Annotated in this window: 14 protein-coding genes; 3 read left to right on the top strand and 11 right to left on the bottom strand. The window is 72.5% G+C overall.

Going from position 1 to position 14,090, the window contains the following annotated elements; genetic code table 11:
- Positions 1-193 precede the first annotated feature (193 nt).
- Positions 194-1,075, top strand: a complete 882-nt coding sequence (locus tag LQ327_RS01615) for a heparin lyase I family protein (RefSeq protein ID WP_230729780.1) — start codon at positions 194-196, stop codon at positions 1,073-1,075.
- A 146-nt stretch (positions 1,076-1,221) separates the two neighbouring features.
- On the opposite strand, the gene LQ327_RS01610 is transcribed toward LQ327_RS01615, so the two are convergent.
- Entirely contained in the window at positions 1,222-1,578 is a 357-nt protein-coding gene (locus LQ327_RS01610; protein ID WP_230729779.1) for a hypothetical protein, read from the bottom strand.
- Between the two features lie 227 nt (positions 1,579-1,805).
- Positions 1,806-2,231, bottom strand: a complete 426-nt coding sequence (locus LQ327_RS01605; RefSeq protein ID WP_230729778.1) for a class I SAM-dependent methyltransferase — start codon at positions 2,229-2,231, stop codon at positions 1,806-1,808.
- Positions 2,232-2,254: 23 nt separating this feature from the next.
- Between LQ327_RS01605 and LQ327_RS01600 the strand changes: the two genes are divergently transcribed.
- Positions 2,255-2,746, top strand: coding sequence for a TIGR03618 family F420-dependent PPOX class oxidoreductase (locus tag LQ327_RS01600; protein ID WP_230729777.1), 492 nt, complete (start codon positions 2,255-2,257; stop codon positions 2,744-2,746).
- Here the strand turns inward: LQ327_RS01600 and LQ327_RS01595 are convergent.
- The 4 genes from LQ327_RS01595 to LQ327_RS01580 all read right to left on the bottom strand — a co-directional run bounded on the left by LQ327_RS01595 (position 2,734) and on the right by LQ327_RS01580 (position 7,856).
- Complete coding sequence (locus LQ327_RS01595) at positions 2,734-5,046, bottom strand: molybdopterin-dependent oxidoreductase (protein ID WP_230729776.1); 2,313 nt, start codon at positions 5,044-5,046, stop codon at positions 2,734-2,736. The two genes, LQ327_RS01600 and LQ327_RS01595, sit on opposite strands and share 13 nt — an antisense overlap.
- Positions 5,043-6,677: a PucR family transcriptional regulator gene (locus LQ327_RS34475; protein WP_230729775.1), complete on the bottom strand. Its 1,635-nt coding sequence runs from the start codon at positions 6,675-6,677 to the stop codon at positions 5,043-5,045. The genes LQ327_RS01595 and LQ327_RS34475 overlap by 4 nt, the downstream gene beginning before the upstream one ends.
- The gene (locus LQ327_RS01585; protein WP_230729774.1) at positions 6,674-7,315 is read right to left on the bottom strand and encodes an MEDS domain-containing protein; all 642 of its coding nucleotides are present in this window, start codon (positions 7,313-7,315) and stop codon (positions 6,674-6,676) included. The genes LQ327_RS34475 and LQ327_RS01585 overlap by 4 nt, the downstream gene beginning before the upstream one ends.
- Before the next feature lie 73 nt (positions 7,316-7,388).
- Positions 7,389-7,856: a GNAT family N-acetyltransferase gene (locus LQ327_RS01580; protein ID WP_230729773.1), complete on the bottom strand. Its 468-nt coding sequence runs from the start codon at positions 7,854-7,856 to the stop codon at positions 7,389-7,391.
- A gap of 167 nt (positions 7,857-8,023) precedes the next feature.
- On the opposite strand from LQ327_RS01580, the gene LQ327_RS01575 reads away from it, so the two are divergent.
- Positions 8,024-9,130: a cobalamin-independent methionine synthase II family protein gene (locus tag LQ327_RS01575; RefSeq protein WP_230729772.1), complete on the top strand. Its 1,107-nt coding sequence runs from the start codon at positions 8,024-8,026 to the stop codon at positions 9,128-9,130.
- Between the two features lie 56 nt (positions 9,131-9,186).
- Here the strand turns inward: LQ327_RS01575 and LQ327_RS01570 are convergent, their stop codons facing one another.
- From LQ327_RS01570 to LQ327_RS01550, 5 genes are all read right to left on the bottom strand, one after another.
- A complete protein-coding gene (locus tag LQ327_RS01570) occupies positions 9,187-10,764 on the bottom strand; it encodes an FAD-dependent oxidoreductase (protein ID WP_230729771.1) in 1,578 nt (525 codons plus the stop codon).
- Between the two features lie 30 nt (positions 10,765-10,794).
- Positions 10,795-11,751: a TIGR03564 family F420-dependent LLM class oxidoreductase gene (locus LQ327_RS01565; protein ID WP_230729770.1), complete on the bottom strand. Its 957-nt coding sequence runs from the start codon at positions 11,749-11,751 to the stop codon at positions 10,795-10,797.
- A 125-nt stretch (positions 11,752-11,876) separates the two neighbouring features.
- Positions 11,877-12,029: a hypothetical protein gene (locus tag LQ327_RS01560; RefSeq protein ID WP_230729769.1), complete on the bottom strand. Its 153-nt coding sequence runs from the start codon at positions 12,027-12,029 to the stop codon at positions 11,877-11,879.
- Positions 12,030-12,130: 101 nt separating this feature from the next.
- Complete coding sequence (locus LQ327_RS01555) at positions 12,131-12,784, bottom strand: TetR/AcrR family transcriptional regulator (RefSeq protein ID WP_230729768.1); 654 nt, start codon at positions 12,782-12,784, stop codon at positions 12,131-12,133.
- Positions 12,785-12,796: 12 nt separating this feature from the next.
- On the bottom strand, positions 12,797-14,053 hold the full coding sequence (locus tag LQ327_RS01550; RefSeq protein ID WP_230729767.1) for a cytochrome P450: 1,257 nt from the start codon (positions 14,051-14,053) through the stop codon (positions 12,797-12,799).
- Positions 14,054-14,090 lie beyond the last annotated feature (37 nt).

Raw genomic sequence — 14,090 nt, 5'->3', positions numbered from 1 at the left:
CGCCCGCCAGCCCTCCGGGGTGCGGACGGCGGTGATCGTGCTGCGGGTGAGGGGGTCAACGACGCGGCTTCCGAACCGTCCGGAGGATTGACTCGTTCGGTCGTGCGGTGGCGCGTCACCACATGGTGACCACATGATCCCTCGGTCAGGGTGATCGGGGATCACCCGCCGGCCCTCCGAAGGGGAGTGCGCTGTGACCAGGGATCACCCGTGGGCGACACGGTCACGCCGTGCGCTGGGGGCCGTCGCCGCGGTCCTGCTGGTGGCGGCGGTCGGTGTCGGATGCTCGTCGGACGGGACCGGCGGGGCACCGTCGTCGACGCCCCCGGCGACGACGACGACGACCAAGGCTCCCGCCGCGACCGGCGCGCCCGATCCGGCGACGGCCCCGGCTCCGACGTGGCAGTTGGGGACCGGCGACCTGCTGTCGAGCTTCCGGGACACGCCGTACAACGACGAGGGGGCGCCGCCACCCGTCGTCGTGAACTCCCCGAACATCCCGGGGCGGCAGGCGGTCAGCTACACCGTGCCCGGGGGCGGCATCCGCGCCGAGCTCGAGCCCAAGATCCCGTCGCTCAACGAGGGCGACGAGGCGTGGTACGGCTTCGCCTGGTACCTGCCGCCGGACTTCCCGGTGAACACCCCGGACTGGCAGGTCGTGGCGCAGTGGAAGAACTTCGGCGACGGCAGCCCGCCCATCGAGGTCAAGGTGGGCAACGGGCAGTTCGTGCTCGACGGCGGCGCGGGCGGTCACCATCCGGCCCAGAACTACTTCACGCAGCCGATCGGTGCCGCGCAGCCGGGGCAGCAGACCGACATCGTCGTGCACATCACGTTCTCCTCCGACCCCGGCCAGGCGACGGCCGACGTCTGGGAGAACGGCCAGCAGAAGATCACGAACTTCCACCCGGCCAACGGCACGCTCTACGAGGGCGAGCAGTCCTATCTCAAGACCGGGATCTACCGGGACAGCGCCATCGCCCAGAGCGCGACGCTCTTCCTCGACGACGCGCGGGTCGGGTCGAGCTACGAGTCCGCGGCCGCGCTGGCCGGCGCGGGCGCGCCCAGCAAGTAGCGCCAGCGGGACTCGAGCGGGAGCGCACACACTGCGGGCCGGTCACCGGGCTCCGACGAGGAACCCGACGACCGGCCCGCAGACGCGCTCCGGAGCCGCCGCCCGGGGTGTGTCTCCCCGCTCCCGGACGGCGGCCGCGGACGTCTCTAGTTGGCGGCCGAGATGCCGTTGCCGCAGTGCTTGGCGTTCGCGGCGCCGTTGCCCTGCTCGTGGGCCTTGGACAGGATCGGCAGGCCGAGGACGTCGTCCTGGACCGGGACCTGCACGCCGAGGGCGTTGACCGGGGTGTCGTTGTTGCAGAGGTCCCCGGTGGTGTTGGGCGCGAAGTCGCTGGAGTTGACGAGGCCCTTCTGCGCCGTGGTGCCGTCGTCGTGGTGCGACGGCTGGCTCGCGTCGATGCCGTTGTCGCTGCTGGAGGTGTTGGCCATCGCCATGCCGGCGCTCGAGAGCAGGCCGGTGGTGATCATGGCCGAGGCGAGGATGGTCTTGTGCAGGGCCGCCATGGGAGGGACCTTCCTGACGTGGGGGGAGCCCAGCCGCCGGCGATCACGGTCGGCGACTGTCGTGATTACGTGTGGTCAACACGAAGATCCGGGCGACGGTCACGGGTCTCGTTGCTCGTTCATCGCAACGGGTGACCCACGCTCGTGCCTTCAGGGGGTTGTCCGGCAGGTGAACACCGCGCCGCGATCGTCGAGCCCGGCCCGCTGACCTGGTCGAACGACGGCGCTCACTGCTCCCGTCGAGCCACGAGCACCACGACCGGCCCGATCGGCGCCGCCGCGGGAAGGCGCAGTTCAGCCACCGTCCGCAGCCCGGTCCGCTCGGTCGCCGAGGCGACGTCGAAGCGGCACTGCGGGTACAGCCGCCGCGCGTGCTCGATCATGCGCGGGGACAGGTCCACGCCGGACGCGTCCACGCCGCGATCGACGAGGTACGCCGTGACGGTGCCGGGACCGCACCCGACGTCGAGCACCGGACCCCGCCCGGCGACGGCGTCCGCGAAGGCGTCCATCGCGGCCCGCAGCCACGGCTGGGCGCGGATGTCTCCGAGGCCGGTGGCCGCGATCATCTCGACGTAGTTGTCGGCGACCCGGTCGTAGGACTCGCGCACGACGTCCAGGTCTTCGGGGCGACGGACCGACGAGGAGCCCATGGGCCGGAGCCTAGGTTGGACGCATGGACCAGGCCGAACGCCGCGATTTCGTCCGGAACCACCGCACCGCGATCTTCGGGTACAACCGCCGCGAGGACGGACCGGCGATGACCGTCGTCTACTACCTCCTCGACCCCGACTCCGACGACATCCTCGTCTCCACCATGGCCGAGCGGCAGAAGGCGAAGGCCGTGGCCCGGACCGGCAAGGTCAGCCTCTGCGTCCTCGACGAGCACTGGCCGCTGACCTATCTGCAGGTCTACGGCGACGCCGTCATCGAGGACGACCTCGACGCCGCCACCGAGCTGATGCGCCGCGTCATCGTGCTGATGGGCGGGGGGCAGGAGGTGCCCGAGGAGAAGATGGCGACGGTCCGGAAGATGTGCGCCGACGAGCACCGGGTGGTCGTGCGGATCACGCCCTACGCGACGTTCGCGACGCCGCCGCGGCACACCCACAGCCCCGACGACATCGACACGCTCACCCACTGGACGAGCAGCAGTCAGCCCTGGTGACGCGTCCGACCGACCGTCTCCGGCGGCGCCGCCACGTCCACCTCCGGCGCCGGTCCGTGCCAGCGCTCGATCTCGACCAGCGCCCGGCTGCCGGTGCAGCCCTGGGCGAGTCGCGAGGACCCGACGTCGCGGGTCAGGACATTGACGTTGCCGGCCGCGCACAGCACGGGCTCGACACCAGGGACCGGGGAGAACCAGGCGCCGGTCGACATCTGGACGACGCCGGGTGAGAGGTCGCCGTCGACGACCACGCCACCGAGGCAGGCGCCGCGGTCGCTGAAGACGCGGACCAAGTCGCCGCCCCCGAGCCCGCGCCGCGCGGCGTCGTCGGGATGGATGCGCACCGGCTCCCGCCCGGCGACCTTGGACCCCCGGCTGTGCTCCCCGAAGTCGAGCTGGCTGTGCAGCCGGGCCGCCGGGTTGTTGGCCAGCAGGACCAGGGGGTAGCGCGCCGCGCGCTCGGAGCCGTGCCACTCGACCGGCGCGAGCCATGTGGGGTGACCCGGGCAGTCGTCGTAGCCGAACGAGGTCACGACGGTGGACGCGAGCTCGATCCGCCCGCTCGGGGTCGCGAGGGGACGCCCGACCGGATCACGGCGGAACCCGGACAGCAGCACGCCCGGCGGCGGGGGTGTCGTGCGCGCGTGTCCGTCGGCCCAGAACGTGTCGAAGTCCGGGCGCCCCGCCCCGTCGGCACGCCAGCCCTCGTAGAGGTGGCGCAGCCACTCGGCCGCGCTCCGGCCCTCGGTGTAGTCCTTGTCCGTGCCGAGCAGGTCGGCCACCGCCGCGAAGATCGTGTAGTCGTCCTGCGCCTGCTCGTAGGGCGGCGCCGCGGCGTGCATGGCCGTGAGGACCGGGTCGGTGCGCGACGCCCCGATGTCGTCGCGCTCCAGCGTGACGGTGGCCGGCAGCACGATGTCGGCGTGCCGGGCGGCCGGGGTCCAGTACGGCTCGTGGACGACGACGGTGGGCACGCGACGCCACGCGGCCCGCAGGCGGGCGAGGTCCTGGTGGTGGTGGAACGGGTTGCCGCCGCACCAGTACACGAGCTCGACGTCGGGGTAGCGCCGACGCTCCCCGTTGTAGGCGTACTCCTCGCCGGGGTGCAGCAGCATGTCCGCGATCCGGGCCACCGGGATGCGCGCGCGCACCGGGTTGTGGCCCTGGGGCAGCGTCGGGAGCACCCGGGTGTGGGCGGGGTGCCCGTTGTCGCCGATCGAGCCGTAGCCGTGCCCGAAGCCGCCGCCCGGGAGCCCGATCTGCCCCAGCAGCGCGGCGAGGAGCACGCCGGCCCAGACGGGCTGCTCACCGAACTCGGCGCGCTGGACGGAGAAGGTCAGCGTGATCATCGTGCGGCGCGAGGCCATCCGCCGCGCCAGCGCGGTGATCGCGCCGGGGTCGATGCCGCACAGCTCCGCCGCCCACCGCGGCGTCTTCGGCAGGCCGTCGGTCCGGCCGAGCAGGTGGTCGAGCACCCGGTCGCCGCCCACGCAGTGGGTCCGTAGGAACCCCTCGTCGTGCAGGCCCTCGGTGACGAGCACGTGGCACAGGGCCAGCAGGAACGCCGCGTCGGTCCCGGGCCGGACCGGGAGCCACGCCGACGACGACGGCAGGTCGCGCCGGTCGGGTCCCACCAGGACCAGCTCGATGCCGCGGGCGGCCATCGCGGCGAGGTGCCCCTCGCTGGTGTGGGCGGTGACCCCACCCGGCGCGACGGCCATGTTCTTCGTCGGGACGCCGCCGACGCAGACCATCAGCTCGGTGTGCTCCTCGAGCACCGGCCAGCTGGTCAGCGTCCGCAGGATCTGCGGGCCGGCACCGAGGACGTGGGGGAGCAGCACCTCCGACGTCCCCGCGCTGTACGTGTTCTCCGACGCGACGTAGCCGCCCAGGGTGTTGAGGAACCGGTGCACCTGCCCCTGGGCGTGGTGGAACCGTCCGGCGCTGGACCATCCGTAGGAGCCGCCGAACACCGCCTCCGGTCCGCGGTCGGTGTAGACGCGGCGCAGCTCGCCGGCCAGCCGGTCGACCACCTCGTCCCACCCGACGGGGACGAACGGTTCCTCGCCGCGGAGCGGCGCCGGCCCGGGACCGTCGCGCAGCCAGCCCTCGCGGACCATCGGCTGCGGGATGCGCAGCGGGTGGCGCAGCGACCCGACGAGGTTCCCGAGCAGGGGCGACGGGGCCGGATCGAACGGCGACGGGCGCACGGCGGTGACGTCACCGCCCTCGACCCGCGGGGTGAACGCGCCCCAGTGCGACGTGTGCCGGTGCGAGGTGTCCTCCCGCGGGCCCGTCACGGGACCGCCCGCAGCACCGCGGCCGTGCGCCGCGCCCGGGTGGCGAGGTGCAGGTTGAACCAGGTTTCGGGGTCGGCGAGGTCGAGACCGCCGATCTCCCGGATGCGCTGGAGTCGGTACTTCAGCGTGCTGCGGTGCACGATCAGCGACCGGGCGGTGAGCTCGTGACGGCCGCCGTGCTCGAGATGCAGGGTCAGCGTGCGCACCAGGTTCGAGCCGCGCCGGGCGTCGTAGGAGAGCAGCGCCCCGAGCCACCGCTCGACGAACCGGTCGATCTCGGCGAGGTCCTCGATGCCGACCAGCAGCCGGTACACGCCGAGGTCGTCGAAGCGGACCGCCCGGTCGTCGTCCCCGCTCTCCGGCAGCCGCAGCGCCAGCCTGGCCTGACGGTAGGACCGCGGGAACCGGTCCACCGCGGTGCACCGCTCTCCCACGCCCATCCGGACCCGCGGTTCGCCGAGGTGGTGCCCGACCGCGCGGCGCAGGTGCGCCCAGTCGGACTCGGTGTCCGCGAGCAGCACCACCGCGGCGCCCCGGGCCACGAGCAGGGAGCCGGCGGGTTCGTCCCGGGTCGCCCGTCGGACGGCCCGGAGCAGCGCCTCGGTGTCGGTCCCCCCGGGCCCTTCGACGACGACGACCCGGTGCGGGCGGCGCAGGTCGTGGCCCAGCGCCGCCGCGCGGGCGAGGAGGCCCTGGTCGTCGGTGCCGTCGACCCCGTCCAGCAGCTCGTCGACGACGTCGCGGTGACGGCGCCGGCCGTGCTCGGCGAGGCTGCGGGTCCGGGACAGCTCCATCGCCAGGACGGTCGCCCCGTGCTCGAGCGCGGTCAGCTCCGGCTCCCCGGCGCGGCCGTCCGGGTCGTCGAGCGCGATCACCCCGAGCGTGTCGCTCCCGGGCCGGGCGAGTGCCACCACCCGCCCGTCCGCGCGCCACGGCCCGGGCTCCCGCCGCGCCCGCGCGACGAGCCGGTCGGCGGTGTCCGGGGGGAGAGGCTGCGGGCGGCCCGGTCCGGCCCACGCCAGCAGCGCACCGTCGCGGTCCTCGATCGCCGCCGGCCGGCCGGTCAGGTCGTGCAGCGCCCGCGCGATCCCCTCCGGGCCCTCGCCCGAGACGGCGACCGCGGTGAGCCGGGCGTGGACGTCCATGCTGTGCCGCAGCGCCCCGACGGTGCCGCGCAGCCGCTCGTTGAGATCCGCCAGCGCGGTCGCCGTGGCGCGCTCGCGCGTGTGCAGCCGGCGGTCGGCCAGGGCGGCCCCGGTCTGCTGGGCGAGGGCGCCCAGCAGGAACCGCTCGTCGTCCGGGGGCTCGTGCACGGCACCGACCACGAGATGGCCGAGTGGCCCGGACCGGCCGGTCAGGGGGAAGGCCCACGCCCACCCGGCGTCGGGGAGCCCGACGGGACCGCCGACCTCGCCGGCGCGCGCGGGACGGCCGTCGAGCGGAGCCGCCGCCCCCACGAGCTCCACGGCCACCGTCGTGCACCGGGCCACGGACCGGGCCGCCGTCGTCGCCAGCGCCAGGATCTGGGCCTCGTCGGCCCCCTCGGTCATGAGCTTGCCCAGCACCAGCAGGCTGCGCATGCTCGAGAGCAGGTCACGCCCGACGGGGGCGGTGGGGGCGAGGGCGGTCACGGCACCGCGCGGGCGGCGCCGAGCGCGTCGACGGCGGGGACCGCGATCCCGGGGTGGCGGGAGAGGTACTCGTCGGGCTCGACGTACCAGGGGTTGTCGAGCAGTTGGCCGCTGATCAGCACCGCCGGGTGGGTCCGCACGATGTCCATCAGGACCTCGCCGTCGCAGAAGCGACGGAGGTCGTAGAGGCAGAGGATGACCTGCGGGTAGCGGGGGAGGAAGTCGTTGAGGCGGGACTCGTAGGCGAGCAGATCCGCGACGCCGGGACGACCGCTCAGGGCCCAGGTCATCTCCCCGACCGCCCGCACGAAGCCGAAGCCGTCGCGGTCCACCGCCCGTCCGACGGCGCGTTCCCAGAACGCGATCATCCGGTCGATCGCGAAGAACCCGTCGAGCAGGTAGGTCGAGCTGCTGGTCAGGGATTCGAGGTGCCCGGGATCCGCCGCCAGTTCCCGGACGGACTCGGCCGGGAGGGGGTCGTCGGTGACGCACAGGCACTTGTCGCCCGCGCGCAGCCCTTCGCGCAGATAGGGGACGAGGATCGCGTCGCGCTCCGCGGGCCCGCGGTAGAACGCGCAGATGTGATCACCGGGCGCGAGGCTCACGCCCGGAAGACCCATCGCGATCGATGTCGTCATGCGCGGTCCCTGCGTTCGGGCCTCCGACCGTAGCGCCGGAGGTGCCCGCCGAACAGGTCGCCGGCGCCGGGCGCTACAGGCGTTTCTCCCCGAAGTAGACCGCGATGTGGTTCCCGTTGTACGGCGGGATCTCCCGATAGCCGGTGGCCGCGAACAGTTGGCGGCTGTGCTGCTGCTCCGCCCCCGCGTCGAGGCGCACCAGCCGGTACCCGAGCGCCCGGCCGGCCTCCTCGAGCGCCGCGAGCAGGGCCCGGCCGACCCCGCGCGAGCGCGCGTCCGGCACGACGAACATCCGCTTGATCTCGCAGGCCCCGTCGCCCAGCGGCCGCAGCCCCCCGATCGCCACCGCCCGCTCGCCCTCGTACCCGACCAGGAACGCCCCGCCGGGCGGGGCCATCTCGTCCGGGGTCGTGACGGAGCCCGGCCGCGCCGCGCGGCCCGGGTACTGCGCGTCGAGGAGGTCGTTGAGCGCCGCCATCAGCTCGCGGGCCGGGCTCTCGTCGGACCGGCCGGGACGGAACCGCACGCGTTCACCGGACATGGCCGTCATCGTGGGCCCGATCGTTGCGCCGGGGACTCGGCCGCCCGGGACGAGGTACCCGTCTCCGCGGGCCAACGATTCCGCCCGCATCCCTTTCGCGCGGTTACCGTCGACCCATCTGTCTGTGATCCAGTTCACATCAGGGAAGTCGATCGAGAGGAATCGCGATGCGCGTCGGCGACCAGGACATCCTCATCCCGACCTCGATGGTCGGGAACTACCCGAATCCGCGGTGGTGGGACGCGGGCCCGGTCCGCTGGTGGAGCGGTGATCAGGAACCGCCCGACTCGTTCAACCAGGAGTCGTTCCAGGACGCCATGAGCGCGCTGGTCTCCGATCAGGAGCACGCCGGGCTCGACATCATCACCGACGGCCGGCTGCAGGGCGACAACTACGCCGACCAGGCGCTCTACTACTACTACCGCCGACTCGGGCTCGACCTGAAGGGTGGATTCCTCGGTTTCCCGATCTACAGCCGGTTGCACGCCGCGACGGCCACCGAGGAGATCCGTCGTCGCGGCGCGATCATGGTCGAGCAGGCGCGGGCGCTCAAGCGGTCCACCCGCAGGGCCACGAAGGTGCAGTACACCGGCATCCAGGTGCTGGCGCAGGCCACCAACGACCTCCACTACGACGACCCGCGCGACCGGGCGATGGCGCTCGCGGCGGCGATCAACGAGGACATCCTCGAGGTCGACGCGATGGGGATCGACTTCATCCAGCTCGACGAGTTCACGTGGCCCTACTTCTTCGAGCCCTGGGCGATCGAGGCCTTCAACCGGGCGGTCCAGGGCGTGACCCACGCGCAGATCATCTGCCACGTCTGCTGGGGGAACTGGGGCGGGACGCCGGCGTACATGCCCGACGACACCGCCGAGGCCGGCGAGATCTTCGACCTCACCGAGCGCCGGGGCGAGGCGCCGTCGGCCACCGCGTCGATCATCCCGAAGGCCTACGAGGGCAGGATGGACGTCCTCAACCTGGAGAACTGCGGGCGGCGCTCCGACGACCTCTCCGGCCTCGACGTCATCAAGAACCACCCGCTGCCCGCCGGGATGATGTTCTGGGCCGGCGTCATCGACGTGAAGTCCACGATCACCGAGACCGCCGAGCAGGTGGCCGACCGGATCCACCGGCTGCTCGAGTACATCCCGGCCGAGCAGCTCGGCGTCACCACCGACTGCGGCCTCATCCTGCTGCAGCGCTACATCGCGATCGACAAGCTGCACGCGCTCGTGGCCGGCACCGAGATGGTCCGCAAGCAGCTGCGGTGACATCCGGCCGCTGATGCCTGGCCGGGCGGGGCCGACGGTCCCGCCCGGCCCTGCCCTCAGAGGTGGGTCAGCGTCGACTTCCCGGCGCGCAGCCGCGAGAGCTGCACGAAGTGCTCCGGGTTGAGGAACAGCTCGTTCATCCAGCCCAGCTCGTCGACGGTGAGCCCCTCCGGCCGGTGGATGAGGTGGTCGAGGTACTGGAACGCGTCCTTGGCCCCGTAGCCGCAGTGGTGCGCGCCCAGCACCTTCCGGGTCGTCCCGTCCACCACGAGCTTCTGGAACCCGGAGAGCCGCGGGCGGCTGAACGCGTAGAGCATCGTGCCCTCGGCACACGGCAGCGGGAGGTGCTGGGTGTCCAGCCCCTCCACGTACGGCGGCATCTGGATGACGATCACCTCGTCGCACGCCTCGCGGGCCTCGGCCTCGGTGAGCCCCACCCAGCTGACCTCGTAGGTGGTGTGCAGGAAGTCGGGATACTCCGAGAAGTCGAACTCCAGGTCCTCGCCCATGATGTTGCGGGCCGCCGTGACGCCCGACTTGCGGGCCTTGAACATCTCCATCGGGCCGCCGATGAGGTCGCCGATGGCGTAGACGTTCGGCGTCGTCGTCCGCATGTGGTGATCGACGACGACGCGGCCCGTCGGCCCCACGTCGATGCCGAGCACCGCCTGCGCCTCGGTGGTCTCCGGGCGCTCGCCGAGACCGAGGAAGACCATGTCGGTCTCGATCTCGCGCTCCTCGCCCGAGGCCAGACGGACGGTCACGCCGCGCACCGAGCCCGCCGCCCCGTGGACCGCGACCGGCTCGGCCCCCTCGAGGATGTCCATCCCGCGCTCGCGCATCCCGCCGACGACGTAGGCGCGGAGATCCTCGTCGACGTGGTGCAACGACGACGAGCGCATCACCGGGGACCGCGACACGATCGTCGTGTCGCAGCCGGTGGCGTGGAAGAACGAGCCGTACTCCATCGCGACCTTGCTGCCGCCGATGACGACGCAGCGGGTCGGCTCGTAGTCGAGCTCCTCGACGACGCTGACGAAGTCGTACACCCCGTGCAGGTCCAGGCCCGGGACGTCCGGGGTCAGCGGACGCGCCCCGGTGCCCAGCACCAGGTTGCGCGCCCGGAACGTCCGCCCGCCCGCGCGGACGGTGCGGGGGTCGACGAGGGTGGCGCGCGCGTTGAGCACGTAGGAGACGTCGAGCTGCTCCTTGGTCTGCCAGTTCATGAACGCGTGGGCGCTGGCGCGGCCGGCGAGGAACAGCCGGACGAGCTCGAGGATGCTCGCCCGCGAGGCGTCGAACTTCGGGAAGAACAGCTCGTCGGAGAACCACCGCATCCGGTCGAGCTCCTCGGCGGCCTCCGAGAACAGGTGGTGGGGGACGCAGGCCTGGTGCGGGCACGAGCCGCCCAGGAAGGGCCACGCGTCGATGATCAGCGGCCGGCCACCCATCGCCCGCATGTAGGCGGCGCCGAACCGTCCGCCGGCCCCGCCGCCGACGAAGATCGCGTCGTAGAGCGGATCGGGGTCGTCCGGGTCCAGGTTCAGGATGGGCTCGGAGTCGGGGTCGGCGAGGCTGCCCTCGATGAGGTCGTTCCACTCGGCCAGGTTGGGGTGCCGATCACGGATGTCCATGTCACTGCCGTTCTGGGAGTCGAGGTGGGATCAGGGACCGACGAGGGACGCGAGCAGAGCGCGGGTGCGGCGGACGCTCGCCTGCTCGTCGTCGCCGACACCGAAGACGGCGGGCCACAGCTCGGTGACGCCGAGCTCGGCGTAGCGGGCCAGCTGCGTCGCGACCTCGTCCTCGGTGCCGACGACGGCGAGGTCGGAGACCGAGGAGACGCCCTCGCGCTCGAAGAGCCTGCGGTAGTTCGCCAGCCCGTTGTAGCGGCCGAACGCCTGCTCGGCGACGCTCCGGGCGGCGTCGGGGTCGTCGGTGACGGCGACCGGGAGGGCGGCGACGACGCGCGGCGCCGGCCGGCCCGCGGCGGCCTCGTGCAGCGTCGGGACGATCGTCGAGCCGAGCGCGCGCGGTCCGGCGAGCCAGGTGATGACGCCGTCGGCGCGTTCGCCCGCGGCGCGCACCATCCGCGGTGACAGCGCGCCGACCAGCACCGACACCGCCGTCGTGCCGGGCACGTGGAACCCGCCGTCGACGCGGTAGTGCTCACCGGCGACGTGGACCTCCTCGCCGTGCAGCAGCGGGACGAGGACGCCGAGGTACTCCCGCATGTGCGCCGCGGGGCTCGCGTAGGGCAGGCCGTGCAGCTCTTCGATCACGGGTCGGTGGGAGACCCCGACGCCGAGGGTCAGCCGCCCGCCGCAGAACACCTGGGCGGTGGCCGCCTGCTGGGCGAGGGCGAGCGGATGGCGCGGGTAGGTCGGGACGATGCCGACGCCGAGCCCGATGCGGGAGGTGACGGTGCCGGCGACGGCGAGGGTGGTCAGGGCGTCGTACGCACGGGAGAAGTGGACCGACCACGCGGTGGCGTACCCCTCCTTCTCGGCCTGTGCGGCGTCGGCCACGATCGCGGCGGGGGAGCTGGGGCGCGCGAGGACGTCACCCCCGACGGTCATTCCGATCTGCATGGCGCGGCCGATCTGCCCTGGTGAGGTCATCCCTCGTCGGAGCATCGGTCATTCCGGGGTGCCGCGGTATGTCCACCGCAGACGAACTCGCCTCAGTGTGCTCCGATCAGACGAGAACCCTGCTCACTATGCGCCGGCGAGTTGGTCCGGAATGATCAGAAAAGATGGCGCACGAACACGATGATCGAGGTCGCGGCCGAGGCCAGCGCCGCGAGAATCGCGTTGACCGTCGCGGAAGCGGTGAGCGGCGCCGAGATCACCCAGAACAGCACCAACAGCAGGACGATGACCCCGATAATACGGCGCACGCGAAAAAGACTACGCCCGCGCCCCGCGAAACAATCATCGAATCGCTCGGCGTGTCTCGGCCGATCCGCCTCCACCGCGTCCGGTATTCCGGGTTCCCGCGTCAGCGGCGGGTCTCGACCTCGATCCGGGTGAGGGGATCGGGCAGGGCGCCGAGCATCGCGCGCATGCTGCCGCCGGCGGCGAGGCCCCCGAGGGCGAGTGCGAACAACTGGTCGGCCAGCCGGAGGTCCTCCTCCTCGCCGTGGGGCGTGAACCAGTGCTGCATCCAGTCGATCATGCCGACGATCGCGCGGGCGACGACCCGGGGTTCGGCGGCCAGCGAGAACTCGCCGTTCGCGGCGCCCTCGGCGACGAGCGCCTCGACCGCGGCCATGTACCGGGCGTCCATCTGCTTGAACTCGGCGAACTGCGGGGACGCCTCGAGATGGCCGAGGTGCTGCAGGTAGACGAAAGCAGCCGGGTAGTACTCGCTGAAGATGCGAATCTGCATCCTCACCAGTTCGCGCAGCCGCACGGCCACGCCGCTCTCGGTATCGGCGCGGAGGCTCTCGAGCTCGTCGAGCAGCGCCCGGGCCGGCTGCTCGACGACCGCGAGGAGGAGTTCCTCCTTGCTCGACACGTAGTTGTAGATACTGCCCTTGAGGATCCCGAGGCGGGCGGCGATGCCTTCGAGGGTCGCCTGTTCGTATCCGTGCTCGCGGAATTCCTGCCCGGCGGCGTGGAGCAGCTCCGGCCAGCGGCTGGGGCGAGGCATGGGTCCTCCGGGTCAGCGCGCGTCGTATCGAGCGGGGAAGCTTCCCATGCCCCGGGACAGGAGCACGGGGTGCCAGCGCAGGGGCTCGTCGCCCAGGCGCAGCCCCGGCAGGTGCTCGAACGCCCGGGGGACGGCGATCGAGGCCTCGAGCCGGGCGAGCGGGGCGCCCAGGCAGTAGTGCATCCCCACGCCGAAGCCGAGCTGGCCGCTCCGGTCGCGGGTGATGTCGAGGGAGTCCGGGTGCTCGAACACCCGCGGATCGCGGTTGGCGGAGGACGGGCTGAGGAACACCCGCTCGCCCCGACGCAGGGTGCGTCCGCGCAGCTCGACGTCGGCGCCCATCACGCGGGCCACCGTCTTGGCCGGCCCGTCGAACCGGAGGATCTCCTCGACGGCGTTCCCCAGCAGCTCGGGGCGGGCGTCGAGGATCGAGCGCTGCTCCGGGTGCTGCAGGAGGGCCAGGATGCCGCTGCCGATGAGGTTGGTGGTGGTCTCGTGCCCGGCGAAGAGCAGGAGGACCCCGGTCGCGATGACCTCGTCGTGGCTCAGCGCGTCCCGGTCGTCGCGGGCGCTGATCATCGCCGAGATCAGGTCGTCGGCCGGCCGGCGCTCGTGGTCCTTCACCAGCGCGGCGAGGTAGGAGGTCAGTTCGGCCATCCCGTCCGCGCCGGTGGTGTGGCGGGACGAGTCCCCCATGCCGCCGAAGACCAGACCGGTGATCTGGTCGGACCAGCTCTTGAACTGCTCGCGGTCCTCGCGCGGGACCCCGAGCATCTCGGCGATCACCGAGGCGGTGAGCGGGTAGGCGTACTCGCCGATGAGGTCGACCGTGCCGACGCCGTCGGACGCCGGTCGGTCGGTGGCCTCGCGCAGGAGCGTCGTCGCGATCTCCTCGACCCGCGGGGTCATCAGCGCCACGGCGCGCGGGGTGAAGGCCCGGCTGAGCAGCCGGCGCAGCCGTTTGTGGTCGGGCTGGTCCTTGAAGACCATCCAGTCCTCGAGGACGCCGAACGCGGCCCGCACGCCGGGGTCGGCGTCGTCCCGGTCGAGCTTCGCCCGGCGGTACGGCGTGATCCGGTCGGAGGAGAAGCGTTCGTCCCGCAGGGCGTCGGCGACGTCGTCGTGACGGGTGATGAACCAGGAGCGGTACTTCGCGCTCCAGTGCACCGGGTCGTGCTCCCGCAGCGCGCCGAGCAGGGGATACGGGTCGGCCACCGCCTCGTCGCCGAGGAGATCGGCGTGTTCGAGGTCGAGGGGCTGCAGGGTCATCGTGCCTCCAGCTCCGTGACGACACCGACGTTGGCGT

Origin of the sequence: Actinomycetospora endophytica, assembly GCF_021026375.1 — a bacterium.
Classification (GTDB): domain Bacteria; phylum Actinomycetota; class Actinomycetes; order Mycobacteriales; family Pseudonocardiaceae; genus Actinomycetospora; species Actinomycetospora endophytica.
The sequence above is the reverse complement of the archived record's forward strand: the minus strand, read 5'-3'. Positions and strand labels throughout refer to the sequence as shown.

Coding starts and splice junctions, on each gene's coding strand:
- LQ327_RS01610 (WP_230729779.1), bottom strand. CDS start 1,578: ATGGCGGCCCTGCACAAGACCATCCTCGCCTCGGCCATGATCACCACC.
- LQ327_RS01605 (WP_230729778.1), bottom strand. CDS start 2,231: ATGGGCTCCTCGTCGGTCCGTCGCCCCGAAGACCTGGACGTCGTGCGC.
- LQ327_RS01600 (WP_230729777.1), top strand. CDS start 2,255: ATGGACCAGGCCGAACGCCGCGATTTCGTCCGGAACCACCGCACCGCG.
- LQ327_RS01585 (WP_230729774.1), bottom strand. CDS start 7,315: ATGACGACATCGATCGCGATGGGTCTTCCGGGCGTGAGCCTCGCGCCC.
- LQ327_RS01580 (WP_230729773.1), bottom strand. CDS start 7,856: ATGTCCGGTGAACGCGTGCGGTTCCGTCCCGGCCGGTCCGACGAGAGC.
- LQ327_RS01575 (WP_230729772.1), top strand. CDS start 8,024: ATGCGCGTCGGCGACCAGGACATCCTCATCCCGACCTCGATGGTCGGG.
- LQ327_RS01570 (WP_230729771.1), bottom strand. CDS start 10,764: ATGGACATCCGTGATCGGCACCCCAACCTGGCCGAGTGGAACGACCTC.
- LQ327_RS01565 (WP_230729770.1), bottom strand. CDS start 11,751: ATGACCTCACCAGGGCAGATCGGCCGCGCCATGCAGATCGGAATGACC.
- LQ327_RS01555 (WP_230729768.1), bottom strand. CDS start 12,784: ATGCCTCGCCCCAGCCGCTGGCCGGAGCTGCTCCACGCCGCCGGGCAG.
- LQ327_RS01550 (WP_230729767.1), bottom strand. CDS start 14,053: ATGACCCTGCAGCCCCTCGACCTCGAACACGCCGATCTCCTCGGCGAC.